The sequence below is a fragment of the Sulfitobacter sp. 1A15258 genome, assembly GCF_043557045.1.
Classification (GTDB): domain Bacteria; phylum Pseudomonadota; class Alphaproteobacteria; order Rhodobacterales; family Rhodobacteraceae; genus Sulfitobacter; species Sulfitobacter faviae.
In genome coordinates, this window is sequence record NZ_JBIFFK010000009.1 from 60,169 (window position 1) to 86,418 (window position 26,250).

22 protein-coding genes and 3 pseudogenes are annotated in these 26,250 nt (G+C 57.0%); 14 read left to right on the forward strand and 11 right to left on the reverse strand.

Going from position 1 to position 26,250, the window contains the following annotated elements:
- Positions 1-33: 33 nt before the first annotated feature.
- The 9 genes from ACGYK9_RS16460 to ACGYK9_RS16500 all read left to right on the forward strand — a co-directional run bounded on the left by ACGYK9_RS16460 (position 34) and on the right by ACGYK9_RS16500 (position 10,903).
- On the forward strand, positions 34-600 hold the full coding sequence (locus ACGYK9_RS16460; RefSeq protein WP_136340106.1) for a biotin transporter BioY: 567 nt from the start codon (positions 34-36) through the stop codon (positions 598-600).
- 201 nt (positions 601-801) lie between these two features.
- A complete protein-coding gene (locus ACGYK9_RS16465) occupies positions 802-1,620 on the forward strand; it encodes an MBL fold metallo-hydrolase (RefSeq protein ID WP_136340210.1) in 819 nt (272 codons plus the stop codon).
- 94 nt (positions 1,621-1,714) lie between these two features.
- Complete coding sequence (locus ACGYK9_RS16470; protein WP_067629841.1) at positions 1,715-2,707, forward strand: IS30 family transposase; 993 nt, start codon at positions 1,715-1,717, stop codon at positions 2,705-2,707.
- Between the two features lie 108 nt (positions 2,708-2,815).
- The gene (locus ACGYK9_RS16475) at positions 2,816-4,162 is read left to right on the forward strand and encodes an ISNCY family transposase (protein ID WP_348156470.1); all 1,347 of its coding nucleotides are present in this window, start codon (positions 2,816-2,818) and stop codon (positions 4,160-4,162) included.
- A 15-nt stretch (positions 4,163-4,177) separates the two neighbouring features.
- Positions 4,178-4,447 (forward strand): hypothetical protein, encoded by a 270-nt coding sequence (locus ACGYK9_RS16480; protein ID WP_088636303.1) that lies wholly within the window; start codon positions 4,178-4,180, stop codon positions 4,445-4,447.
- A 210-nt stretch (positions 4,448-4,657) separates the two neighbouring features.
- Positions 4,658-5,275, forward strand: a complete 618-nt coding sequence (locus tag ACGYK9_RS16485; RefSeq protein ID WP_394414088.1) for an IS30 family transposase — start codon at positions 4,658-4,660, stop codon at positions 5,273-5,275.
- 3 nt (positions 5,276-5,278) lie between these two features.
- Positions 5,279-6,289: an IS30 family transposase gene (locus ACGYK9_RS16490; RefSeq protein WP_394414091.1), complete on the forward strand. Its 1,011-nt coding sequence runs from the start codon at positions 5,279-5,281 to the stop codon at positions 6,287-6,289.
- 394 nt (positions 6,290-6,683) lie between these two features.
- Positions 6,684-9,221 carry a S8/S53 family peptidase gene (locus tag ACGYK9_RS16495; RefSeq protein ID WP_394414094.1) on the forward strand — a complete coding sequence of 846 codons (2,538 nt, stop codon included), beginning with the start codon at positions 6,684-6,686 and terminating at the stop codon, positions 9,219-9,221.
- Positions 9,218-10,903 (forward strand): M12 family metallopeptidase, encoded by a 1,686-nt coding sequence (locus ACGYK9_RS16500; RefSeq protein ID WP_394414097.1) that lies wholly within the window; start codon positions 9,218-9,220, stop codon positions 10,901-10,903. The genes ACGYK9_RS16495 and ACGYK9_RS16500 overlap by 4 nt, the downstream gene beginning before the upstream one ends.
- Before the next feature lie 63 nt (positions 10,904-10,966).
- Here the strand turns inward: ACGYK9_RS16500 and ACGYK9_RS16505 are convergent.
- Together ACGYK9_RS16505 and ACGYK9_RS16510 are read right to left on the reverse strand one after the other, a co-directional pair.
- Positions 10,967-11,365, reverse strand: a pseudogene (locus tag ACGYK9_RS16505) (DDE-type integrase/transposase/recombinase).
- 129 nt (positions 11,366-11,494) lie between these two features.
- Positions 11,495-11,923 (reverse strand): hypothetical protein, encoded by a 429-nt coding sequence (locus ACGYK9_RS16510; protein WP_394414100.1) that lies wholly within the window; start codon positions 11,921-11,923, stop codon positions 11,495-11,497.
- A gap of 10 nt (positions 11,924-11,933) precedes the next feature.
- Between ACGYK9_RS16510 and ACGYK9_RS16515 the strand changes: the two genes are divergently transcribed.
- A complete protein-coding gene (locus tag ACGYK9_RS16515) occupies positions 11,934-12,143 on the forward strand; it encodes a hypothetical protein (RefSeq protein ID WP_394414103.1) in 210 nt (69 codons plus the stop codon).
- A gap of 1,701 nt (positions 12,144-13,844) precedes the next feature.
- On the opposite strand, the gene ACGYK9_RS16520 is transcribed toward ACGYK9_RS16515, so the two are convergent.
- The 8 genes from ACGYK9_RS16520 to ACGYK9_RS16555 all read right to left on the reverse strand — a co-directional run bounded on the left by ACGYK9_RS16520 (position 13,845) and on the right by ACGYK9_RS16555 (position 21,331).
- On the reverse strand, positions 13,845-14,201 hold the full coding sequence (locus tag ACGYK9_RS16520; protein ID WP_394414106.1) for a hypothetical protein: 357 nt from the start codon (positions 14,199-14,201) through the stop codon (positions 13,845-13,847).
- Between the two features lie 353 nt (positions 14,202-14,554).
- On the reverse strand, positions 14,555-15,019 hold the full coding sequence (locus ACGYK9_RS16525) for a DUF6915 family protein (protein WP_394414109.1): 465 nt from the start codon (positions 15,017-15,019) through the stop codon (positions 14,555-14,557).
- A 1-nt stretch (position 15,020) separates the two neighbouring features.
- Positions 15,021-15,407: a hypothetical protein gene (locus tag ACGYK9_RS16530; protein WP_394414112.1), complete on the reverse strand. Its 387-nt coding sequence runs from the start codon at positions 15,405-15,407 to the stop codon at positions 15,021-15,023.
- An 82-nt stretch (positions 15,408-15,489) separates the two neighbouring features.
- Positions 15,490-15,927 (reverse strand): hypothetical protein, encoded by a 438-nt coding sequence (locus ACGYK9_RS16535; RefSeq protein ID WP_394414115.1) that lies wholly within the window; start codon positions 15,925-15,927, stop codon positions 15,490-15,492.
- An 831-nt stretch (positions 15,928-16,758) separates the two neighbouring features.
- Positions 16,759-17,289: a hypothetical protein gene (locus ACGYK9_RS16540; protein WP_394414118.1), complete on the reverse strand. Its 531-nt coding sequence runs from the start codon at positions 17,287-17,289 to the stop codon at positions 16,759-16,761.
- Between the two features lie 159 nt (positions 17,290-17,448).
- Positions 17,449-18,915, reverse strand: coding sequence for a hypothetical protein (locus tag ACGYK9_RS16545; RefSeq protein WP_394414121.1), 1,467 nt, complete (start codon positions 18,913-18,915; stop codon positions 17,449-17,451).
- A gap of 4 nt (positions 18,916-18,919) precedes the next feature.
- The gene (locus ACGYK9_RS16550; RefSeq protein ID WP_394414124.1) at positions 18,920-20,791 is read right to left on the reverse strand and encodes a hypothetical protein; all 1,872 of its coding nucleotides are present in this window, start codon (positions 20,789-20,791) and stop codon (positions 18,920-18,922) included.
- Positions 20,792-20,896: 105 nt separating this feature from the next.
- Complete coding sequence (locus tag ACGYK9_RS16555; protein ID WP_394414127.1) at positions 20,897-21,331, reverse strand: hypothetical protein; 435 nt, start codon at positions 21,329-21,331, stop codon at positions 20,897-20,899.
- Between the two features lie 358 nt (positions 21,332-21,689).
- Here ACGYK9_RS16555 and ACGYK9_RS16560 point away from each other — a divergent pair, with 358 nt between their 5' ends.
- The 4 genes and pseudogenes from ACGYK9_RS16560 to ACGYK9_RS16575 form a co-directional block, all read left to right on the forward strand.
- Positions 21,690-22,073: a hypothetical protein gene (locus ACGYK9_RS16560; protein WP_394414130.1), complete on the forward strand. Its 384-nt coding sequence runs from the start codon at positions 21,690-21,692 to the stop codon at positions 22,071-22,073.
- Positions 22,074-22,536: 463 nt separating this feature from the next.
- Positions 22,537-23,048: pseudogene (locus ACGYK9_RS16565) on the forward strand (transposase); the annotation flags it as partial.
- 66 nt (positions 23,049-23,114) lie between these two features.
- Complete coding sequence (locus tag ACGYK9_RS16570; protein ID WP_394414133.1) at positions 23,115-24,140, forward strand: IS110 family transposase; 1,026 nt, start codon at positions 23,115-23,117, stop codon at positions 24,138-24,140.
- 220 nt (positions 24,141-24,360) lie between these two features.
- A pseudogene (locus tag ACGYK9_RS16575) lies at positions 24,361-24,981 on the forward strand (IS3 family transposase); the annotation flags it as partial.
- A 433-nt stretch (positions 24,982-25,414) separates the two neighbouring features.
- Here the strand turns inward: ACGYK9_RS16575 and ACGYK9_RS16580 are convergent.
- Positions 25,415-25,984 (reverse strand): hypothetical protein, encoded by a 570-nt coding sequence (locus ACGYK9_RS16580; protein WP_394414136.1) that lies wholly within the window; start codon positions 25,982-25,984, stop codon positions 25,415-25,417.
- Positions 25,985-26,250: the final 266 nt, after the last annotated feature.

Consider the following 26,250-nt stretch of genomic DNA (forward strand, 5'->3'; position numbering starts at 1 on the left):
AAATAACAATCTTCAGAAACAAGGACGAAAAAGATGAATCTGGAAACCACTCAAAGCCAATCAGTCGCAAGACTGACCCGAGAAATCTCGATAATACTCGTCGGCACAATTCTTTTGGCACTATCCGCCAAAATCGTGGTGCCGTTCTACCCCGTACCTATGTCTACACAGACCCTGGTTGTCTTGGGTCTGGGCCTTTTCCTGGGGCCGGTGCGCAGTAGTCTTGTTGTTGTGACATACCTTTTTGAAGGTCTGCTTGGCCTGCCGGTCTTCGCAGGCACGCCTCCGGCTCCGGCCGGACTGGCGTATATTGCGGGTCCCACAGGCGGATACCTGATAGGCTTCGCACTTGCAGCGGCGGCTGCCGGTTGGGTTGTTCAAGCACTGCAAGGACTTTGGCCTTCATTCAGAGCATCTGTCGCGGTCTTTTTGGGCTCGATACTCATGTATTGCGCAGGGCTGTTCTGGTTGGGTGGCTTTGTCGGCTATGGCGAAAAGTTGCTGAACGCCGGTCTTTACCCGTTCCTTCTCGGGGATCTGACGAAGGCGACAATTGCTGTAGTTCTGTATACTGCTTACCATAATCGCCGCGCTGTGTGACTGCCAGCCCAAGACTGTATCAGACTGTTTCAGTCTCATACGGTCTTGGTCCAATATAAGTTGAAATGGTCCGATGCCGGATTTGACAGGCACCGGACGCCAGCCTGAGGTTTCCGGCGCCATGCGAGAGCAATGCGCAAAACTGTGCGAACCAAATTGTTCGCAATCAATACCTGGTCGCACACAATGAAAAGAAGCAGCATGTTTTTCTCAGAGCCGGAGCCTTGCCGCGCGAAGGGAGTCGAATTGGCCCCTGGAATTCTGAGGATCGTCGCGAACAATCCCGGAAAGATGACCTACCACGGGACAAATAGCTACATCATTGATACGCCTGATGGTCGGTTCATAATCGACCCCGGCCCAGCAGAAGACAGTACACATTTCGAGGCAATCATCAAAAATTTGGGGGCCAAACCATCCGGGATTCTGCTCACACACCACCATTCTGATCATTTTGGAGTCGTCCCAGCCCTGCGAGCACGGACAGACGCACCTGTTTATGCCTCACGGGCATTCCCTGACGATGCATTTCGACCTGACCGGTTTCTGGAGGACGGACAGGTCATTGCCGGTCTTACCGTCCTGCACACACCTGGTCACGCGAGCGACCACCTTTGTTTCGCGAGACCTGACGGAGTGCTCTTCACGGGCGACCACGTTATGAGTTGGAACAGTTCGATCGTCAGCCCCCCTGACGGAAACATGCACGACTACTGCGCGCAGCTACAGCGGCTGATTGAGCGCGACGATAGGATCTACTTTCCGGGGCACGGACCTATACTCCGGGATCCGCAACCTTACGTCAAACGGTTGCTTTCCAACCGCATGCGTCGCGAGGCGGAGATCCTCGCCCACCTCTCAAACACCCCGGATTCGGTCCAGAATATCGCCGCTTCCGTCTACCAGAAAACCGACCCACATATCGCAATGGCCGCAGAACGAAACGTTGCGGCGCATCTGGAGAAGCTGTTGTCTGAGTCGCGGGTGGTACAAGATGGCGAGGCCTGGAAATTAACATAAACTTCATTACAGGCTAAAATATTGTAGCCGGGGCACATTCTAAACTGGGTTGCGACACTTCCGGTATCTTGCTGAAAAAGCAAGGAGAACAGACATGGCACATACAGAGCTGGATTTGCGTGAAAGACGCATCATCGAGGACATGCTCAGAGCAAAATTCTCGATCAACAAAATAGCCGCTGAGCTTGGGAGACACCGCTCAACAGTCTATCGCGACATAAAGCGGAATTTTTACATTGATGGCGAAATGCCAAATCTCAGTGGCTACTATTGTGTGATTGCACAGCGGAAGGCAGAAGCTCGACGTGCGCGGCGGCGGAAATTGATCCGTCTCCCTAAGCTTCGGAAGGCTGTTATCACTCAGTTGAAAGAAGGCTGGTCGCCCGAGCAGATTGCCGGTCGGCTTACATTCGAAGGACATGCCATTCGCGTCAGCCATGAGACGATCTACGCCCATGTTTACAGCGCTGAGGGACAATCCGAAGAATTAGCCAGATACCTTCCAAGTCGTCGCAAGAAACGACGGTCCCGGTATGCCAGACGCCCCCGAGACCAGGTATTCCCGCTGGATCGGTCCATTCACGAGCGCCCTGAACATGTGAAGACACGCGAGGCGTTCGGTGACTGGGAAGGCGATCTGATGATCTTTGAACGTGCCAATGGCAAGATGAACGTGGCTTCGCTCGTCGAACGCAAGACCAGGTTCGCCGTCCTGTTTCGCAACAACGACCGCAGTTCGACCCACTTCATGCGCAAGCTGATGGATGTGATGGAACCCCTACCCCAGCCGGCCCGCAAATCGATCACCTTTGACCGTGGTTTCGAATTCCGGGAGTGGAGAAAGCTCAAGTCGGGCATCGGCACTGACAGCTGGTTTTGTGACCCACAAGCACCCTGGCAAAAAGGCTCGGTCGAGAACCTCAACAAACGCGCACGGCGATATCTTCCCCGTGACACCCAGCTCGCGGCGCTCTCAAATCGCAATATGAAGGCGATTTGTGACCGCCTCAACGGCACGCCAAGAAAGTGCCTTGGTTGGCGCACACCGACGGAAGCGTTCAGGGAAGAGTTGAGGAAACTGAGATAGCGGAAACTGTCGCAACGACCCTTGAGACACCACGCAAAGCAGTAATGTCACCCATCGGCAAAGCAGAAGTGTCACTCTCCTTGCATACGGTAGCGAGGATTAGTGGACATGGGATGGGTGACGATGAGTGAGCGCGAGTTGAACCGCGTTGAGGTTTTGGCGCAGGTCGACGATGGTCGGCTGACGGTAGCTAATGCGGCGAACATGTTGGATCTGACACGGCGGCAAGTGTTTCGGCTTTTAAAGCGATACCGCCAGGACGGCGCCTCAGCGATCCGGCATAAGTCGCGTGGGCGCGCGCCGAACAACCAAATCCACTCAGCCAAACGCGATTATGCGCTGACCGTCATCAAGGAACATTATCCGGACTTCGGGCCGACGCTTGCGGCTGAGATGTTGGCCGAACATCATGGGTTAAAGGTCTCGCGTGAGACGGTGCGCAAGTGGATGGTTGAAGATGGCATCTGGCTGTCTCGCAAGCAGCGCCGCCAGTTTCATCAACCTCGCCTGCGCCGGGAATGCTTCGGTGAGCTGATCCAGATCGACGGCTCGGACCATCGCTGGTTTGAAGACCGCGCACCACCTTGCACCCTGCTTGTGTTCATTGATGACGCGACCAGCACGCTCATGGAACTGCGGTTTGTGAAGTCAGAGAGCACGTTCAGCTACTTTGAAGCTTTGGAAAGCTATCTGCACAAACACGGTCGCCCGGTCGCGTTCTATTCTGACAAGCACACGGTGTTCCGTGTCTCCAAAGAGGACGCCAAGGGTGGTGCGCGGATCACCCAGTTTGGTCGGGCGCTGAGTGAGCTGAACATCGAGATTCTCTGCGCCAATTCGAGCCAGGCCAAAGGCCGTGTCGAACGCGCCAACCGCACGTTGCAGGATCGGCTGGTCAAGGAACTGCGCATCGCGGGCATTTCAGACATGGAAGCTGGAAACGCCTATTTGCAAGGCTTCAAAGGCCGCCACAACGCCAGGTTCGCCAAGGCCCCGGCCAGGTCGGACAACCTGCATCGCGCGCTCAATGTCGAGCCGGATCGGCTGGCAGATGTGCTGTGCTGGCGCGAGAACCGCTATGTCGGCAGGCAGTTGACGTTCTCCTACGACCGCAAGCGGATCATGCTCGAAGAGAGTGACATCACGCGCGGGCTGGTTGGCAAATACGTGGACACCTACGCCTTTGTTGATGGCCGGTTCGAGGTGCGCTCCAAAGGCCGCTCCCTGCCCTACACAGTCTTCGACATGGATCAGCGCGTCACCCATGCGGCAATCACCAGCAACAAAAACCTGAGCGCAGTTCTGGAACACATCAAGGAGATGCAGGACGCCGCGCCGCCAAAGCCGAAGGTGCGGACAAATTCCGAGAAGATGGGTTATAAACCGAATGGGCGGCGTCCTGGCAGGCCCTCAGGGTCGAAAGCCAAGAAGAAGATTGCGCAGGCGGCGGAATAGGCCAAAATCGACGGTATGACTGAGGACGAGCCAGAGATCATCTTTTCCGAATACACCCAGACCGTCACCATCGACGGGCATCACTTTGACGTCGAGATTTACAAGACCAGCATCGATCCCGGCTGGATCCTGTCAGTTGAGAACCAATTCGGCACGTTGACGATTTCAGACAATCCGCCCTTCTTTGGTGATGTCCTTGCGTGGCGTGCCTTTGAAAAGATCGTGCGCGAAGACGGCGTCAGAGCATTCTACAATCAGACCGAACAACGGAAGCTGGGTCTCTAAGCCAATCCCCGCAAGGCTTTTCAGCCCTTCGATATGTGGGGTCTCCGGGCTGCAAAGCCTTGCTACCGTCGCGCCCAGTAGTGACATTCCTGCTTTGCAAACCCAGTGACATTTCTGAATGGTGTTTACAAATATCCAGCGACGGCGCGCGCTACCCTCAAGTGCGACTCTTGTTAGAAAACAGTAGTTTATCTAATGAGAGGAATCGGTATGGGAGCCGTTTACGACCAACTGAGTATCACAGAACGACGCAAGATAGAACGCTGGAGACACGCTAAGGTCCCAGTTGACGAGATGGCGCGCGTTCTGAAGCGCTGCAGATCAACGATATTTCGCGAGCTAAAGCGCAACTATTTCTCGGATGAGAGCATGCCGGGATGCGATGGCTATTACGGTGCCGCTGCCCATATGATGCAAGCGGAACGTCGTGCTCGAGAGCGCAAACTGATCAAACATCCTGAGCTTCGTAAGCGCGTGATCGAGCGTATAAAGAACGGCTGGACACCAGAGCAGATTAGTAACCGTATGATCCACGAGCGCGCGCCCCTCAGGGTCTGTCAGGAAACCATCTATCGCTACATCTATTCCAAGGAAGGTCAGCGCGAAGACCTATGGTGGTATCTACCGACCCACCGTGTCGCCCGCAGACCACGTCGCACCAGAAGGCGCAGAGAACCCAAATTCCACCGCGATGTCAGCATTCTATTCCGACCCGATGATGTCGCTCATCGCCGTCAGTTCGGCCATTGGGAAGCTGATTTGATGCTGGGTGGATTCACAAACGAAGTGCAAATTCTTTACAAATACAGACAGTTGCATGGAGTATGAAGAATGGGGATTCACTACTGTCACCTGAATCTGGACGAACGTCGCAAGCTTGCAAAGTGGCTTGAAGCCAAAATGCCGATTTCAGAGATCGCGGATCGACTGGGTCGCGATCCGTCCACGATCTATCGAGACATTAAGCGTAATCGGTACACGGACGGCGAACTGCCTGAGCTAAACGGGTATCACGCGCTCGTCGCTCAGGACAAATATGAGCAGCGCCGCGCGATCCATCGCAAGATGATCATTCACCCTGATTTGAAAGCCGCCATCGAAGACCGCCTGAAGGCTGGCTGGTCGCCCGAACAGATAGCCGGCAGGATGCGGCTCGAACGGCACCCGATCCGCGTGAGCCACGAGACGATCTATCGCTTTGCCTATTCCAAAGACGGTCGCGAGGAACAGTTCTACCGCCATCTCCCCGAGCATCGCCGCCGCCGTCGGCCGCGTGGTTACCGCAGGCACAACAGAACCCACATATTCGACATTCAAAGCCTGGCACACAGGCCTGAGCGTGTCTCAGAACGCTTAGAATTTGGCCATTGGGAGTGCGACTTGATGATGTTCCGCAAGGAGCATGGGAAGGTAAACGTGACGTCATTGGTGGAACGCGTCAGCCGCTATGCCGTCGTGATGCGTAATGAAGATCGACAATCCAAACCGATCATGGAGTCCCTGATCAACGGGTTGGTTCCCCTGCCCGCCGACGCGCGCAAGTCAATCACCTTCGACCGCGGCACCGAGTTCTCGGCCTGGAAATATCTCAAGGCCGGAATCGGAGCGGAAGCCTGGTTCTGTGACCCGCAAGCGCCCTATCAGAAAGGCACTGTTGAGAATACGAACAACAGGTTGCGTCGATACCTGCCAAGATCAACCGCACCGACGGCGCTCACAAATCGATATTTGAGGTCGATTTGCCACCGCCTCAACGCGACGCCGCGCAAATGTCTTGGCTACCGGACGCCCGCTGAGGTCTTTGAAAGCAACCTGATGGAAATACAGAACCGGTTGGCGTAAAACGAGATATCAAGGACTGCACTTCACCGTGAACTCACAGACGCGCGCATTCTTACACCACGAAGGGCCGTTTCGGAGGGCGAATATCTGGCAGCGATGACAGCCGCTGACGCCCGCGGAAACATGTCACCAGAAAGAGAAATTAGCGCACTTCAGAAATGAATTTCTCGATATCATTGATTTATGTCAAAGCTCCTAGTTTTCCTTACCGATCTGCAATCAGGCAAAAATTTGCGTAGCCACATAGTTTGCAAGCCGGATGCGGTGGGCGGAAAACCCAAGGCATCTGTGAAATCGCAAACCAAAATCTGGAGCATTGACCTGTAGGCCGACACGCTTGGTGGAATCGCGTAAATCGTGTATTGTAGGTAATTATTCTGATTGAGGTTTCGTGATGACGACACCGAATTTCCGCGTCTGTTTTTTCATTCTGGTATTTGCCGCGACTCAAGCGCCGGCAGAGGACTCCGCCTTTTTTGCCAATATTCCGATCCGGGGTGCGATTTCAGACGAGACGGCGCGGTTCATCGCCGAAAATTCAGTCACCACGGCCGCGTTGCGGACCGCGGGGTCACTGGACGATCTGGTACGCGAAACCTGCGGGTTTGTGTCGCCCAACAACCGAAAGGTGTTTGCCGAGGCGGTCAGGATGCAAGGCGGAAACGTGGACGCAGATGGACTCTTTTTCGTTCACGCAGAGCAAACCGATGTACCGGACTGCCTGCCGGACGAACAGGAGGTGCGTTTGGTCGGGCGCTTGCCCAGCCGCGATGATACGCTGTCGAGTATCTTCGAACGCGACGCCCCCGGCAGGTTATACACGGCTCAAGCCCAGAGTGGGCCAGCCACTGCAATGCTGGATGCGCCGCAGATTTCCGCATCAGCTCCGAACGACACCAGAACCATTTTGGCTGGCTTTGACGATGGTGCAACCGTGGCGGGCCTCGCCGTGAGCGCCGAGGCCATTTTGCGCAACGCGGGGATCGACTCGACTGACCGCAGTCGCTTAGCCTATGAAGGCTTCGCCCTGGTGCGGAATCTCGAAGGTATGGGCATCGACCGCAGCACGGCGCAGGGCGCTCTGAGGCAGGCTCTCACCACCATTGACAACGACATCACCGACGGGGTGCTGCGCGACGTGGGCGCGGCCATCGACGCGCGCCAGCAGGTGCCGCAGCTGGAGGAGGTCCCGCTGACGCGGCCGTTCTGCCAGAGCAATCCTGCATTTTGCAACGTCGAGGCGTCGGGTGTGCGAATCCGCCTATCGGATCTGCCCGCAGATGTGGCGACTACGCTAAACCCGCGCAGTCGGGTCCGTGACATCGACACGTTTTATGCGAGCGTGCCCATTATATCGGCCGCGCCGGTGGCGCAAACCGCCAAGGTGCAATTCCGCAGCCGATCGGCGTTGTTGGAAAACGGTTGGAACCCGGCCTCGGCCGGGGGCCTTTCTATACAGACTGACTTACTTGGTATCACCTATGAGGAGGCGCCTCCGCTCGAGCGCTCGCAGCTGTCGATCTTCAAGGACGTAGGCGACTCCGGGGCGACAAGAAGATGTTCACAGGACGCTCCGTCGGCTTGGGGTGGTTCTAGATTCCAAGCGGACTTTCGCGAGGCTGTGAGCGGCGCCATCGCGGCTAAGAAAACGCTTCTGGGCGAGTCAGCAAACCGGACCAAGATACTGATCCTAGACGGTGGTTTCTTCCGGTTAGAGACTGCGGATTTTGGCGGGGTGGAATGGGCTCTCATGGGGGGAAATGACGGCCATTCCAGTGCCAATAGCATGGACAACATGCCGGAGCCGGAGATGAAAAATGTGGTGCATGGCACTGCCGTTACCAGCCTAGCACTGGGAGGCCCCGGTCTTATGGATCTCAGTCGCACTGAGGGGCTTCCGATCACCGTCCAAAGCAAACGGATCTACCGAGGCTACCGGAAACGAGGGCCGGACCCCGAAGATTTAGTTTTTACCCTGTTGGATAACGTTGCGATGACGATCCGCAAAAACAGAGCCTCCATTGTCAACCTGAGCTTTGGGTCGGTTGACGACAACGACGCCTATTTGCGTGGAATACAGGATACCCTTTTTAACCCATTGGCGCCGCTGCTGGTGGTCGCAGCCGGAAACCTCGGTAACAACGACAGCGACAAAGGGCAGCCGGTGACCGTCAAGGGACTGAAGCCGCAAAGCTGGGGCACGGACGCCGCGGACGCGCAGCACGGCGGCTGGAACATGATCGTGGTCGCCGCGATGGACTCTGGCAGTCGGCCGCCGGGTCTTGCGTGGTTCTCGAATCACGGCGAGGACGTGGTGTTCCTGGGTGCGCCAGGCTGCAATGTAGCGGCCCTCCGCGCCAAACGCGAGGGCGTGTACGACACAAGCCAATTCAGCGGCACGTCTTTCGCTGCACCAATTGTGACCTTCACCGCGTCGGTCCTTAACAGCGTGATGCCATCGGAAAAACAGCGCTCACCTTGGCTGCGGGCGCGGTTGCTGGCTAGCGCTGACTTAGAATTCAGCGTGGCGCGGGGCAAAATTCGAATGGGACGCGTGCTGAATCCGGTGGACGCGCTACGGATCTACGAGGACATCGTGACCTTTCGTGACACGGACGGTGCACTGACGACACTGCGCGGCCGGATCACTGAGATTTCTGGGCGCCGGTCGTTCCGCATGAACGCGGTCTGCGATTTCGGCTACACCGCTTCTCATCATATGCTCCGCCTTTACCCCAAGCCCGATGGTACTCAAGGTGCTGACCGGCTGTGGTATGTCGATCTGATCAGCGACCAGGACGAGTTCCTGTCTCAGCTCTGCGACGTCCGAGGCGGCGATCCGGTGGTGCTGCAAACTGACGAGGGCAGCCACACTATCAATCTGTCCGACATCGAGGACATCAAGTTCGCCGTCGAAAGGAGCGAGTCATGATCCGGCCTGTTAAATCTTACCTGAGTGTACTCTTGTCTCTATTTCTGGCGCATGGCGCCGCCGCCCAAAGCTTCGCATTGGCCCGTGCGTCGGACGAATTGCAGCCGCCGGGTCAAGCAGAGGGCGTTCTCGAGACCGTCGACATCGAGATCGGCGGGCAGATCTACGAAATCGGCTTTATGACCGACGCCAGCGGCAACGCGGTCTATCAGGGCGATATCGTCCTTGGCACCGCAGCCGAACTGTTTGATCTTGAGGCGCGAGGCGGTATTTCGCTGCAAGGCCTTGCGGAGGTCGACAGCGGGCTATTCGGCCTGGTCACGAAAGACACTTCACTTTTGTGGCCCGGCGGTAGGATCCCCTACCGCATCGATGCCAGCGTGCCTGGGGACTGGGTGCCGCGGGTGCGCCAGGCAATTCGGCATTGGGAATCTAAGACCGCGATCCGCTTTGACGAGATCTCGGGGTCTCCACAGTCAAGCCATGTAGTATTCTTCGACGATCCCAAGGGCAACAGCTGCCAGACGATTTTGGGACGCCCGAGATCCGGCGCGCGCATGGTGCAGTTGGCGGACTGGTGCCAATGGGGCAGCATCGCGCACGAGATCGGCCACGTGCTGGGCATGCATCACGAGAACGCACGCTCGGACCGTTCGAATTTCATCGAAGTCGCCTTTTCCTCGACTGCTACGAAGCTAATGAAGGCGCAGTTCGACGCCGATCCGCAGTGGTTTCAAGACGTCGGCCCCTACTGCTACAGTTCGATGCTGCACTATGGCCGTACTGATGCGGCGGGATCCTTCGTGATTACACCAAAGTCCAATCCCGGCGGGGCCTGGACCGGCAATCCTGCGAAGATAGGGCAGCGCGGTAGTCTAGCCGCGTGCGACATCGCCGCAATCAACGGGCTTTACGGTTTTGATCAGTCTCCGCTGCAGGATACGCAGGACTCCACGATGATGGCCGTCGCCCCAGGCTTCGAGGGCGATCTGCTGTTTCAGTCAGAGGGCTGCGAGGTTGAGCGGCGCTGCCTGCTGGTCAACGACCTAACCTACGCCGATGCTGGGAACACGTACTGGAAGGCGTCGCGCCGGGACCCGGGCGCAGCGCCTGAGGTGCTAACCGGCACCACAGACGGTGCGTCCATCCCTGACTGGGCGCAGCCGCTGATCGGGCAACCCTTCGATCCCGAATTCATCAAGGCCGCGGTGGTGCATGACCACTATACCTATCCCGAAAACCGGGTGCGGAGTTACTGGCGCACACAGAGGGTGTTCTACGAGATGCTGCTGGACGAGGGCGTCTCGGTGGCCAAGGCACGGATCATGTATCTGGCGGTGTTGCTCGGCGGGCGCAAGTGGATCGCGCTCGTACCAGGGGACAATTGCGGTGAGGGCTGTCTGAACGACCTAGCCAGTCTTCCCGGCGGCGCCGTTAGTGCGCGCACCTCGGACCCCGAGGCGGTGAGGGTGTCGCGTGACTGGCCCGAAACTTATGACTCGGAGGAATTCGACGACGCGATGCGCCGAGGTCTGGCAGCCTTGGCGCTGTACGGAGAGGCGATGACGCCAGACGATGTCGAGATGCTGGCAGCTGCCCTGCAGCCGGACCAGCCTGTCTTCAGCCTTGCCGACAGCTATGCACTGGAAGGGCTCGCCGATCCGCTGCTGCGCGGCGACTGAGGGCAACGGGGACTGTTGCATTGTTTAGGTGAGGCCGGGTTGGGTCGATGTAGGTTTTCCGGATCATGCGTCGGCAAACAACTGGCCGATGAATTTTATCTCCCCTCGAACGTCTGGTTGCTTATGATGGATCCAATTGATAGTTCTGATCGTCTCAATCCCACTCAGGGACGCTTTGGCTGATCGCAAGGATCGAAAGCTCTGTCGGTAGCCAAGAAGCCGTTTCATGGCTGCATGATCGCTCTCGATGAGATTGTTGCGCCACTTTCTGTTGATGTGTCGCATGCTGTCAAAATGTGGATCATAGCGATGATTGATTTCGCAAATGGCGCGTCAATAGGTCTGCGTTTTGTCGGTCACAATTGTCACGGGCCGGCGCAGTCGCACACGCTCGATCGCCTTGTTCACAAAAGCTTTAGCAGCCTTCGCGTCCCGTCGTGTGGTGAGGCGAAAATCGACCATCTGACCATTCGCGTCGGCGGCCCGCCACAGGTAGCGTCACTTGCCGCTCACCCACACATAGGTCTCATCAACATGCCAATCGACGCTGGCCCGGCGTAAAAACTTTTCCGCCCGTTTGGTCAATTCAGGTCAGAATTTCTGAACCCAGCGATACACCGTAGACCGATCAATAGTGATTCCCCGCTCTGCGAGCAGATCCACCACGTCCTGATAGGACAGAGGGTAGCGCAGATACCACCGCACCGCAAAATGGATGATGGTGCGCGGAAAACGGGGATGCTTGAAGTATTTCACCAGAAAGAGAAACCAGCGCACTTCAGAAAATAAAACAATTAACATCAGAGGCTTATGTCGAAGCTCAAAATTTGTTTTACCGTTCTGCGACCAGACAAAAATTTGCGTAGCCATATAGTTTGCAAGCCGGTTGCGGCGGGCAGAAAACCCGAGGCTCCGGTGAAATCGCAAACCAAAATCTGGAGCATTACCGATGAAGAAGTCACTGTCCCGCAAGCCCGCGCGTGCAACGAAGAAAACGAAATTCGAAATGTCGCCATCCATGCAGGCCCGCATGGAAAAAGCGATGATCTCAATCGGCATCATCGCCGGTCAACAGGCCCGAAAGGACGATAAGGTCCAGCGTGAGGCCCGCCTTGCTATCGCTGAAACCTTCGACGAATGGATCGACTGGCTCGAAGACGAGGCACCCGATCAGATCGAAGAAATGTTCTTTGAACTGGGCTGCTTCGCTACAGCTACGAACAGGCGCCGGATGTTCTAACATGCGAAAGCGCCTGAAGGCGTGGCGGAGCGCGCGCAGGAGCAGGTAGATCAGTGGAAGGGAGAGGAAGAAGCGGCCAAGATCGCAGCGGCGGAAGCGGGCACCCACAAAACTGACGACGCGCGAAACAACACCGCGGACTGATTATTATTTCACAGTCAAGAAAGTTCGCTGAAGTCCAACTCCCCCTCTCGAATACGCCCTTCAAGGGGCTCTGACTTCTCGACATTATGCCACGCGATCTCCAATGGGATGTCCATTTTACCTCATCCTTCTATGTCTCCTGCAAGGTGGTGCGCTCGCCTTCCGCCGATCCGGCCAGAGAAAGGAATGCTCAAGCGTCCTGCCTTCCAGGGCCAAACTTCCCGCATAAGTTCTCCGTTCCGCCCGGCCCCTGGGGCGTAGCGGACAGTTGCCAACGGCCCTCTGGCCCACCCACCCGGTGATAACCGCGGGCCTGCCGGGCAACTCCAGGAAATTCGCTTAGCTTTTCTGGCCGGGGCGTCGCGGCAACATCAGGATTAAACTTTGTCCTCTAAGCCGCCCCCGATTGCTCGGCCGCCACCAGAGACAGAGGATCGCGACAGTAGCGCTCAATGCAAGTTCGGACAATCGGACTGGCCTGCTCGGTGATATGCGCCCAAGCCGCCTCGCCCAGGAAAACCTCTCCGCCGTGGTCGCGGCACATACTCTCCAGCCAGTCTCGGAAAGGCGAAGCTGTCTCATCGAAAATGACCAGGCGGGGCGTATACCCCGAATAGCTACAATCCGCCGCCATCGACATATCGTCTCCAAGATTTTCCCGGCTCAGAGCGACATCATGAGCACGGTACTTCAAATAATAGAGAAGAGATGGGCCTAACCGGCAGGTTGGCAAGACCCTGTTCTCCAGCCGCCTATTCGGCGGTGAAAGCAGGCCCGTTATGGAGATGGGTCCAACCGGCAGGTCGGCAAAACCCTGATCTCCAGCCGCCTCTTCGGCGGTAAACCCAAGGCCCCCCGAAGGGGGCCCTGGTAAGAAGATGGGAGCAACCGCGCATCGGCGGGACTCTCATCTCACTCCGCTTCTTGAGCGGGGTGCCTGATGGGCCTAGGTCAGAGGAAGCAAGCTTCCGTTCGTCTTCTAGGCCGCCTCTTCGGCGGTGAAAGCAGGCCCGTTATGGAGATGGGTCCAACCGACAGGTCGGCAAAACCTCAATCTCCAGCCGCCTATTCGGCGGTGAACCCAAGGCCCCCCGAAGGGGGCCCTGGTAAGAAGATGGGAGCAACCGCGCGGCGGCGGAACTCCTATCTTGGACCGCTTCTTGAGCGGGTTGCCTGATGGGCCCAGGTCAGAGGAAGCATGCTCCCGTTCGTCTTCTAAGCCGCCTCTTCGGCGGTGAAAGTAGGCCCGTTGAAGAGATGGGTCCAACCGGCAGGCCAGCAAAACCTCAATCTCCAGCCGCCTGTTCGGCGGCCTAATAAATATCTGGGGGCGTTTTGTTGGACCCGGTAATCATATTCGTGCTTTTCTGCAAAAAAATTCACAATGCCTGTTCCCGCCTTTATGCCGTGAACACCAAGCTCGGTTTACCTTTTTGGATTTTTGAGTTCGCGGGAGGTAAAGCGGAGCCACGTCGCCGCGCAGAGGTTTGAGGGGGGGGCGACGGCTTTTGGTCTTGCAGCGCCGGAAGCTCTTCTGCTCTACCCGGCGCCTCGCCTTCAGGCAGACCAGCTGCAAATGAGAGGGCCGTTTTCGACGATGTCATTGGCAAGGAACGTGACAACCGCAGGGTAGTAGCGCAGCAGGTCCTTCCATTCCGCAGCCCGTGCATCCAAATCGTGCAATTCCTCGGGGATGTCGGACAAAGCATCGGCCAGAGTGAGGCCCGAAGCCGCGAGCTCTTTTTCGAGCATGGTCGCAACCACTGCTAACGTGCCGAGGGTGACATAGAAGTCGCTATAGCCCTCATAGACATTACCTCCAGAGCCTTTCGCAAACGCGTCAAAGAGACGGTCGTGGTTGCGCAGGTAAAACACCTCCTCCCCATCCCGGTAAAAGCCCATATCCAGTCCCATCTGTGTATCCTTTCCTATGTGATGGTTTCAGTTGAGCGGCACCTGCAGTGCCTAAAAATGAACTAAGAACCTTTTTCTGAGGCCGATAATCAAATCGTGCAGTTTCTCGAAAAAAGTCTCACCGCGTGCAAATGGAGCGGACAGTCACAGCAGCTTTGCCCTTCCCAAGGGCGGTACAACCTCCCGCACGCGCGCTTATGAGGTGAAAGTGTCGGGCTCCCATCGAGGCAGGGGCCCAGACATTTCAAGGTGAAATCCTCAGCAATCCCGCCCTCATCAAAGCTCGGCGCGATCAAATCGGTATCCGTTGAGATAAACGGCAAGGCTTTAGAGAAGACAACAAAAGAAGGTCTTCACGCAGCGGCTGCAACCAGGCGTTCCATGCGGGCTTTCTCAAGCCACTCTTCAAAGCCGAGGATGGTTTGCCGGGAACTGACAGCCTGCATCCAATCTGCAAGTGGATCGCTACCGGTATGCGTCAGATCGTCGTCGATGTGGCCATTTGCCATCCAGCTCTCCTGCTGGATGCGCCCCAGCCAGTCATAGAGCGATGGGATTCTGCCACGGCAATCTTCCTTTACATGCTGTTCACCGATCCAGCGAACCGGGATGACCCGGCCCGCGCTGTTGGTCAACGAGCGGCCGAATACCCGCTCTGCTTCAAAGATCCCTTGGGTGTGATGACGCAACGCACGGTGCGTAAAATACGCCATATGCTCTTTTGAGGCATCATACCAATCGTGAACCGCCTGGTAGTCCGCCGCCTCACCACCAAAGCGGCGCGCTGAACTCAATGCATGATGAAGAGGATGCGCCATATTATTGATCCCTATGGAGTTCAGGTTCGGCTTCTTCGTAACCGTAGTCACAGTAGCTTAGATCGATCTTGTCCCGCTGCAGGTCCCATTCCAATTCACCACCCCCGCCGCAGTCGATCTCGAAGCCGGGGTTATAGGAATAGGCAAAATCCCAGCAGAAATTCTCCAGGCGGTCATGCAGATCATCGCAAAGGGAGATATCTGAAGGCGTGAGGTGGTATCCTTCGATATTACCGGAATCGCTGTAGCCTTCGTAGTAGACGCGTGCCTCGGTGACACCCGCCCTGCGCAGGTCGGTGGCAAGTGCGGCACGGGTAGCGGCAAGCTTTTCTTCAGCTGCATCTCTTTCAGCCGACATTCGGCTCAGGTAAGTATTCTCTTGTGTCATTTTGTTCTTTCCAAAAGGTTTATGAGGGGGAGGTCAAAGTTACATGGCTTGGGGGGGTGCAGAGCCCCCCGCATGCGCTTGCTTATGAAGTGGCAGTAACGGGCGCGCCGTCGACCCAAGGCCCCAGCCATCTCTCAGTGGAATCTTCCGAGCACCCGCCGTCGCCAAAGCCTGTGACGATCAGTTGAGTATCCGTTGCGATAAACGGCAACTCTTTAGAACAGGTGAAAAAGTCACAGAGCGCTGCTGCGCCAGCGAGAAAGGCGCGCCGCTTTGTGGGCAGCGGTTTCGGGCGCGGATGGTCCACCCTCGATCCAAAGAGGTGCCGGTCTTTTTCAGGGACTCGGAAAGACAGCCCCCAAACCCAACCCTCAGGGTGTTTCTCGAGAGAAAAATCGATTATTTCCTCCCCGTCCAGGCGGTCATATAGCCAAACTATCCCTGCCGGCGACAAACGGTCTTTCGCCAGCAGAGCCAAGAGAACGACTATATCCAGAGGTGTCGCATTATCGTTCGTCATGAACGTATCCTTTCCCAATCGAAGGAAGGCCACTGCGGCCTTCCTGATCATGAGATCGGATCAACCGAATGGCGACGGGAATGCCCTGAGCAACTTTCTGTGCCAACTCCTCCCTTTTAGGCGACAAGGCATTGTTTAGATTGAATATTTTTTCTCGCCCCTATGGACCTGCGCGCGCCCATGGGCGCGCAAGTGCTCGGGGAGAGCGCCCCTCCCCCGTGGAACGACGGGATCTTGAAAAGGTCGAGATTGTCTATCTCATCCCCCGCTACCGCGGTGCGGAGGGGAAACATGGAGGCACGGATCGAGGAGGCAGCCCCCCGGTGGGATCGTAGCAACGGCCTATTCCGGGCTGCCTTCCGTCCATCGCCTCGAAGAGACAAGGGGACTCACAGGTATGCGCCAAAGAGCGCACAGGAGACATGTGGCCGACCCTGGAAAAGCCCATTCCACCCCCGCCCCCCAGCGAGGGACGAACCGCAGAGCTGCGACCTCGGCCTCAAAGGCGGATCGCCGGGCCTTAGTTTCTGGGCCCGCGATGACCTTCACGGAGGGGCCGGGGTCAGAAAACCTTCAGCGTGCGTGTGGTATGCGCGAGAACCGCCATCCTGCGGTCGGCCCGGTGACCGGACGGCCCGGCGCTGGCCTCAATTTGGCGCAAAGGTGCCCCATGTCCGTTCAGGGATGGCGGACACATGGCAAGGCGAGGAGATCCCATGATCCGGCTCCCATAAAAAAGGGGGGTGTCCCGCGCCTGTGACACCCAGCCATCCACAGACACGAGAAGTATGTGATATGTGACCGCCTTGAAATGAGCGGTTCTGGCGCATGTCAGATGGGCAGCTCAGTCTCTAACACTTTCAAAATGGCAAGCTTTTCATGCGAACTGCGGCAAGGCATGCAGGCCACGGTCAAAGCTCTCTGCAAAAGAGGCTCGAAACGGCAGGAGGGGGCACCCACAATATTGAGGTCCCCAAGCGCGGCCTTTGCAATTTTCCTGATCGCCGCCTCAGAGAGTGCGACATGGCTTTTCTTCTTGTCGCTTGCCCAGATCGTCTCCCGCTCGATCCCCACGAGCGCCCAATGCGTGGACCCACGCTCAAGGGTAAGCGACGTCGTGATAACTTGCAGACCCGCTTTCGCATAAGAGTTTCCTGGCCCGCCCGGCCTGTATTGAACCTGCGTCCCCAGCAGAGATTTTTTCGTGGCCCCCCGCTCGATAAAGGCCTGCTCAACCTCGTGCGCGAGCGCCTCCACGGCACGTGCCGTGGTAATCGCATGGGCTCTCGCCCGCCCGTTGACCTGTTTCAACGCCTCCTCGATGCGCAGCGCATTGCCGGGTTTGATGACGATTTTCCTCATGACTTCGGTACCCTTTCTCCTGGACCTCTTTGAAGTTCGAAAAAGGCCGGTCTTGGCCTTCCCAAGGAGGAATTGGGATGAACCCGAAGGAGACAGAAGAAATCTCGTCGTCTTTGAGAAAGTATTGGCCCGGGATGTCCTGCCTTTCACCTGCCAGCGTCAGCTTCTGTCGACAAGACGATGAACTGGGGCCCCATGGGTCATCCGAAGGGTGCTGGGTGTTCCTTCAGACAATTGACTATAGAGATCATCAAAAGCCATGACCGCGCGGCTCTCGTCGAATTCCGACCGATAAACCCGCTGCATGGTCTGGCTCACGTGGCCGAGCATATGTTGCAGAGCCCAAAGTGCATCCGGTCGAACCCGGCGCAGGAGATCAGCAATCAGGGTACGCACAAGATGACCGTGTACTTTGAAATCCTGCGCGAGGCGCCGGTTGATGTACCCGTGATTGACCACCCTGTCCGACAGCGTCAAAAGATTCATCCCTTCGACCTCGGCGAGCCGTGTTTGCATCTGCCACGCGGGCCGGTCGCCGAGGATATGTTGGTCAATCAAGGCTGAGGTCCCGGGCCAAAGCAGATCCACCTCCTTTTTGTTGCCAGTCTTGTTCTGTCGAATGCCATGCCGCCAGTCGCCGCTCTCATCGCGTACGAACTCAACCCCGATCCTGGCGTGCCTCAAATCACCCTGACGATCACCCGCGTTCACGAGTAGTGCGTAGATCATTCCCTTCTGCCGCAGCTTGAATGCCCCCGTCGAATTGCCCGGAAACCCCCGGGCGGCGGCGCATGACTTTCGCGCCTCTTTCAGAATGTCGGCAAGGGTGAACTCCCGACGGAACGCGCGAAGCTTAGCCCATTTTCCCGGATCATTTTCCGCGGCCTCCTGACCGAGTGCACTGATCAACGCACAGACTGCGTCATGGCCCTCCTCATCAAACGCGCCGGCGCGAAGGAAAAACATGCGCAGCCTTTCGAAATAGTCCCGGGCCGTGCGGAAGCCGACCTCCCGCTCCTCCTGCAAGTAATGCAGAAAGACCTCGAACAACTCTTCAGTTGGCTCATCGGATATATTGACCCCGCGCTCCTCAGCCCAAATCCTTGACCGTGCCAGAAGGCCTACCGCCGAGATCACGCTCTGTTGTGTCTCGGGCCCAAGCTTTCGCAAGCGCTCGCCGTAAGGACGGACGCTGCGCTCGAGGCACGGCAGAGCCTGCGACCAGCTCTCCGGCCATTCTTCCGGCGGCAACCCGACACGTGCCGACCTCCGGGCCACTTTGGCTTTCTTGTTGTACCGACTGTTCAGCCATCGGTCCCAGTCCTGTTTGACTTGAACCGATGCTGCCAAAGGCACCTCAGGAGCAAAGTGCCGCAGCGCATTGATCAGGCACCGGAACCGGCTCCGCGACCTGCCCGCCGCGCGGAAGATCGTCTCAGTCGCCTGCTCCGGCGGCAGGCCCGCCGCCTCGAGACGTGAGAAAAAATCTTCGAGCACAGCTGGCATCCCCTTTTCGGGAAGCGTTCCTGTGACTATGAGATGCAGCTGCATCTTGGCTACGACTTTGTCCGGTACATGCGGCATGCGCTGCGCCAGACCTTCTGCGCGTGGGTTTGTTGTCACCATCAGTTCATCCTCTCGATATGAAAGATTTCAGGGTGGGGTCGAGAGCTTCCAAGGCTTCTGCAAAGAGCTTTGCCGCAGCCGCCCCCTCCCCTCGCGCATAGAACTTTTCGACGGTGCTCACGCTGTCGCACAGAAAGGCCGCGACGGTCGCGTAGTCGCCCGGGTTCGCCGCAAGCCAGATCGTCGCCGCCACATGGCGCATCAAATGCGGCTTGAGCCCCGGGACGCCGATCCGGCTCACACACCGGTTCCATATCCGGTTAAAGGACTGTCGGGAGAGCACCCCCGCTGGCCCCGGCAACAGGAGGGTGTTGGCATCGACATCCACCCCATGTTTTTCGCACCATCGAGGCAGGCCGCGGTCGAGCCATTCGATGATAACCTGCCACTGCCTGTCCGGAATCTCTCCCTCGATCGGCCTTCTGTTCTTGACCCGCCCTCGAGTGATATCGAGCCAAGGTCGGCTCTCGCGCAGAGGCCGGATGAGTTCAGCGTCCGGACCGTCGATAAGCAGAAGATTGAGGTTTTTGCTCCTCACCGCCCGGGCCAACTGCAGCGCAAGAAGTGCTGCCCCCATCGATAAATGCAAAGCTTCATCTTTGACGCGCTCCTTCTGGCTCTTCCAATCGTCAAAAACCAGTTGCGCCTCTGCGGCCAGGCGACGCGGCCCGGAGACGATGGCACGGGCAACAGACGGATCCCGCTGCACCAGCTTGACAAATTGCTCGCGCTCTTTTGACATCTCACGCGCTTGATAGCTGTCGACTTGATCAAAGCGGGCGTCTTCGATCTCGAACACGACATCGTCAGACCAGCCGTTTCGCGCGGCAAGGGTCTGAAGCCGCGACAGGATCGTCCCTGCAGACGCCGTATCGTTCGGGTCGAGGAGCGAGGCCGACGCCTTCGCCCGCGCAATAAAATTCGCCACAGCGCGCGTGATGATCTCCGGTTGGAATATCTCCTCGATAGCATCGAAGTCGTAAGCTTCTTCCCGGTTCGGAAAAGAATGCCTGATCAACCAACTCAAAGCATTGAGATGTCCTTTCGTAGCGTTACCGGTGTTCCGGATTTTCCGCTGTCTTTTCCGCGCCCCGGCGGAGCCGAGCTTGTTCTTTCCCAGGCGCCCCTGGAAGCGGTCTCGCCGCTCTGCCCGGTCCGGCTGAACAGCCCGCAAGATGGCCCGATCACGGGAGGCTATGAACGCCTCGGAGAACTTGCCCCAATCGAGCGCCGGGTCCCGCAGCAGGGGCAAGGCCCCGATTGGCGCTGTTGGGATCAGGTGAGCAATTGCCGCATGCCTATGCCGATCACGGATCAACGTATTGAATGCTGATATCGAGTTCCGGAAAGAAGTCACCTTGTCCGACCGACAAGCTTCGAGGACTCTTTTCGCGGCCTCCGTTGTCAGCGCTGCGGGGTGAACCGCGGTACACCGCGCGCGAAGAGTTTCCATGCTGCGGGCAAAATAATTTGGAAGGATGCGGTCCCCGCTCTCGTCGAAAGTGTTCTCCACTGCTTCAGCATAACCAACGACCTGGTCCCAGGCTCGCCGCTCGTCGACAACCTCCACGGGCTGCGCAACATGGCAGTGCGCGCGCCGGATCATCGCGGCGACCTTCTTGACCCAAGTCTCAAATGCGTCTTGCTGATCCCCAGGGGTCACGCCCCGGAACTCACCCGCCCAGATGATGCTACGGGACCTCTGGAACCAGTCGTTCTCATCTGCTGGCAGTTGCGAAAGTTTGCGCCCCGTGAGACGTTCGGCCTTGCGCAATGCCGCATCAAGGGTCTTTGCAGAAGCCTCGGAATAGATAGAGGGAAGTACGTGCTGCACGTCCCTAAGGGATTTTAGGATAATGGGATTTTGACTGCTCATCGTTCATTGCCTTTCTTTGATGTTCATTCGGGTACCCGGCCGTTCATGCATGCTGAATGAACGGAACGGAGGACGAAGTTTGGACCATAAAGCTCACCCCCCGTCTCATTCATCTTGGTTATTGTTCAATTTTTTCAGCGTTTTGCGGTTCACGAACCGTTTTCTTTGCCAAGCCTCGATCTCGATGGGCACAAACCGGTACGCTCTACCAATGCGCCGGCAGGGCAGATCTCCGCACCGCGCGGCACTCAGGATGTAGGAAGGTTTGACTGAGCAAAGCCCTGCCGTTTGATACTCCGTCAGCAGGTGGCTTTGATACTCTGCGCGCAGCCCCTCGGGCGGCAGGCCGCCTTCAAATTTGAAGACCGCATCCCACGTGTAGCGCTGCTTCGTACCATCGCTGACAGAACTTAGCCGACCCAGTTTCTCGTAACGCCAAAAAAAGGGATCGCTGCCATGCTGCCAGCGCCGGATCAAAAAAGAGCGGTCCAGCAAGAAAAGCACGCTGTCGGTCCGCGGGGTGGGTAGTGTCTTTGTCATCCTCACTCCATCTTTCTCAGGGGTGAAAAGGACAGAGGGAAAATGAACGCCGTTTCAAAACCGCTGAAAAGTTTTTCTGGTCTTTGAGGCCCGGACAAAAGCAGGCCGGTCATCTTGATGCTTCCGACCGAGCTGCTTGACCTAAGGTCATCCAAAAAAAATTTAGATTTGTCTTAATCGCGTTTCCGCGCGGGATTGAACGCGCCCAAATTAGTCATACGGGCCGCGCAGGACATCACCTCACGGTCTTCACAAAGAGCAGGACCGGAGCGCAAACCGCGTCTCTATCTTTTCATTAACCCCCCAGCACCAATGGTTGGGATCAGAAAGAGAGAGTAAGATGAAGTTCAGAACGACTATGATCGAGACCACACCTTCGCCATGGAAGTGTTATAAAGATCTTGTCCTTGAGGCGCTCCGCGCAAAAGGGATGTGGCCCTCAAGCTACCGCTCCCCCGAATTCCCCGAGCATATGTCTATTCATACGCTCGAGCGGTTTACTCTTGAGAACGAAGGTAACGGATGGTCATTTTTCCTGACATTCAAAACCAAGAAACCGTTGATGCCAAATACGATGGTTCTGCCGCCCGAACTGCGCGTTGATGACCCGATGATCGCTTTCCTGCTGGGCGCCGAAATCATCTGTGAGCTTGCCACCGGTTCGGACGAATTGCCCTTCAAAGCCGTCGGAAACAAAATCTTCTTTGTAACCGTAGGCCCGGAAAACCACGCGCCGGCTTAGACCACGGTCACTCCCGAGTTCAGCGACAAAGCCAACCCCTAAACCATCCATCGCTTCATCGCACATAGACGAAGAGACCCGGACCATATGGTCCGGGTCTCTTGTGTTGGAAATCGGCGCACCATTTCTTTGCCCCCCACTCAGGCGATAATACTCATGCTGTCGGGATAAGCGCGCCGAAGACCGGCGATCGCCGTACATAAACCGGAAGATCCTGGTGGCAGTGCCAAGCCTGAACCTCAGCTCGACGCCAGCGCTGGCTGCGGGAATTTGCCCGGCCGTTCGATAGATCGAGTACCTTCGGAAAGGGTGGCATACCGATGGGCACCTGCCCCTTCGACCAGCGATAAAGGGTCGAAGGATCAACGCCCAATAGTTCAGCTGTCGCGCGGGCATCTGGAGTGCCCCCACTGAAGTGGTCCACCAACTGGGATAGTATTATCCCATTTCAGGAGGACCAGAGATGGCTGGAAAGAGAGATAAACCCGAAGAGATCGTGCTGAAGCTGCGGCAGGTAGAAGTGCTGCAAGGGCAAGGTCATTCGATTGCGGATGCTGTGCGTCAGATTGGCGTAACGCAGCCGACCTATTATCGATGGCGCAAAGAGTATGGAGGCATGAGCCGGGATCAGCTCAAGCGGCTGAAAGAGCTGGAGACAGAGAATACCCGGCTCAGGCGTGCGGTTTCAGATCTGACGTTGGACAAGTTGATCCTGACTGAGGCTGCCCGGGGAAACTTCTGAGCCCCGCCCGTCGCCGCCGGTGCATTAACCATGTGCGGCAGGCCCTCAGCGTATCTGAACGCCGGGTCTGTCGCACATTGGGGCAGCATCGCTCGACGCAGCGCAAGGTGCCCATCGGCCTGCCAGACGAAGAACGGCTGACCGAGGACATTGTCGCACTGACGCGAGAGTTCGGGCGCTATGGGTATCGCATGATCACTGGGATGCTGAACAACAGCGGCTGGCATGTGAACCACATGGCGTAATCCGAGGGATAGCTCTCGTGTTACTCTATCGCTTTCATCAGCATGGAGGAGAAGATGAAGCATTTTGTGGGACTCGACGTTTCTATGAAAGAAACGGCCGTCTGCGTTGTGGACGATTCCGGGCAACGTGTTTGGGAAGGCAGCGTGCCCAGTTCGGCCGACGCAATAGCAACGATCATGCGTGAGAAGGCCCCAGACCTGGTGCGGGCAGGTATGGAGACAGGTCCTCAAGCTGTCTGGCTTTGGCATGCCCTGCGGGAGAAAGAAATCGCAGTCGATTGCATTCACGCACGGCGTGCTGCTGCCGCATTAAAGCTGCAAGCCAACAAAACGGATCGCAACGATGCCTTCGGGCTTGCCCGTTTGGTACACAGTGGCTGGTATGAACCGGTGGCGATCAAGTCCTTTGACCGTTACCGAATGCGTGCCGTTCTGACAGCGCGGGAGCGTATCGTGCGCATGTGCACTATGATGATCAACCAGATCCGAGGCTTGGCCAAGACTTTCGGATTACAGTTGGCAGCGGGCAAAGGGCAGGTCTTTGAGCAGTCGGTCCGTCGGGCATTGCCAGACGATGCCGTTTTGCGCGATCTGTTTGAAAGCCTTCTGTCGGTGCTGTCCGGTCTCAAAGACCAGCGCCGGGCATTTGACCGCCAACTCGCGCGCTTCGCACAAGAAGATGAGGCCTGCCGGATTGTCTCAAGTGCCCCCGGTGTCGGCAGTCTTACGGCGATCGCCTTCGTGACAGCTGTGGACGATCCAACTCGGTTCCGCTCGGCCTGCGACGTCGGTGCCTATCTTGGGCTGACGCCCAAGCGCTATCAGTCGGGTGAAGTCGACATCGGAGGGCGAATATCAAAGACGGGAGATCGCCTCACCCGCAAGCTACTGTTCGAAGCCGCAACAGTGATCTTGTATCGCACGTCACCATCGATTGCGTTGAAGCAGTGGGGTTTGCGATTGAGCGCCCGATCCGGAAGCTGGAAAGCCCGCGTGGCAGTGGCGCGCAAACTGGCTGTTACGCTTCTGACTATGTGGAAAACTAACACGATGTTCGAGAATAGAAGCCTCGCCACATAATTCTTGAGACAACCGAATGCCAGGCACATTCCGGGTCTGGCCAAAGTCATCTCGCGACGCGCTTTGCTGCACGCCCCGACATCGGCGATGACAGCGTGAATCACATCGAGAGACTTTCAAGCATGGCGCCATTGTGAGGCAGTTCTGAACACCTGACCTCGAAGACGACAACGCTATGGGAGCACCGCGACAAAAAAGACCTGGAAATCGCATTGACCTATTAGACGACAAGCGTGTTGAACGGATCTGGCGACGGGAGGGGCTGAAGGTTCCGCATAAACAACCAAAGAAGGGTCGGCTCTGGCTGAACGATGGGTCCTGCGTTCGGTTGCGACCGGAGCGCCCGAACCATGTCTGGTCCTATGACTTCGTCCAAGATCGAACCCACGACGGGCGGGTCTTCCGCACGCTGAATATCATCGATGAGTTCACGAAGGAGGCGCTGGTGATCAAGGTCAATCGCCGGCTCAATTCAACGGATGTAGTCGACGCCTTGACTGATCTGTTCATCCTACGCGGCCCTCCTGCATTCATAAGGTCAGACAATGGCGCGGAGTTTATTGCCAAGAAGGTGAGGGCTTGGATCGACGCAGTGGGCGCCAAGACAGCCTTCATTGCGCCAGGATCACCGTGGGAAAACGGTTACTGCGAGAGCTTCAATGCCCGTTTCCGGGACGAGTTGCTCAATGGTGAGGTCTTCACCACAGTGCGAGAGGCTCAAATCCTGATCGAACGGTGGCGGCGCCACTACAATACAGTCAGGCCGCACAGCGCACTGGGATATGGTCCTCCAGCGCCTGAAAGCAGGGTCCCGATAGACCAGAGGCCCACCATGCACTAACAATCAAATCGGACCACTTGCTGGGGGCAGATCACAAGGACATAGACCCCGGCAAATCCCTTCCAAAAACAAGACCGCCTTTAGGCCGGAAATATTCTCGAAGCTCTATGCGAGATCATCAGAAACATCCGAAAGAGCACAAAAACGGAGTACTACGAGCCGCTCGAAGTCTCCGGATGAAAATCTCATTCGCCCTCTTGGGGGGCAACTTTGGGGTCCGACTGCTCTGCAAAAATGCAAAAGAAGGGCCCCTCCCCTTCTTCCGTTTTTGCGCAGCAGGTGCCGCTGCTTCCTATTCTCGAGGGGCGGCCGAAGCTTTGGCAGAGGCTACGCCCATCCCCCTTTGAGATCCTCTCCCCCTTCTTCCCCGGCAAAACCTGCGGAAGAAGGGGCGAGACTTCGGCATCATAGCAGGGGCTTAGGCCCCGAGCGCTCAGGCCTCAAGATCTACAGTGAACCTGACACGACTAAGTCCGTCGCGGGCCCTCGCAAAGCCGTTGAGGCACAGTTCGATATCCTGCTTGAGTTGCGCAGGCGTTCTTCCGTTTGTTTCCTCATGGAGGATCAGCTTCACCTTCGAAGAAACGTAGCGCGCGCCCTGTACCGTAAGACCATCGTAAATCAGAGTGAAGTCGCGGAAGACAAGAGTATTCAGCTGTCTACTGGAGAAATCCCAGTGGCAAAACAACATGAAAATAGAACCGATATCTACGCTACGCTCGACAGCACGTTCGACCAGAACGCAGTTTCCGGCACTACGGGTCGGAAAGTTCATGACACGAGCATCACAGACGCCCCCTTCAAGAAAAAAGGAGGCCTGAACTTCCGAGGCAGGATATCCGGATGCGCCAGCAAGCACGTGCCCGATGTCGAGCCCCAACAGATCACCTTCTTCTGCCTCTGACGGGCTCTCGAGATACGCGTCTACAAGCAGGCGCCACTTTTCGACGGCATGTTGCGGAAAGGAGGAAGGCTTTAGGGTGAGAGGTACTTCTTTAGACATTTTGTTCTCCTTAAATGGGCGGGGGTTGAAAGTGCCCATGACAGGGACATCGGATCGAAGTTTTGGGGGCGGTAATCCGGTGAGATAGAAAAATGACATCTCTGCAAAAATTTCTCGGCGGCCCCAACACACGTCCGACAGCGCGAAGGCTGTCACACCCGTCTCGTCAAAAGGGCCTGCATGCACTGAGAATATGCGCAGCCACTCGCAGCGATCCGAAGCAGTTTTGAAACAGGCGCGGCATTGCACGGTCAACGCCCTGGCGT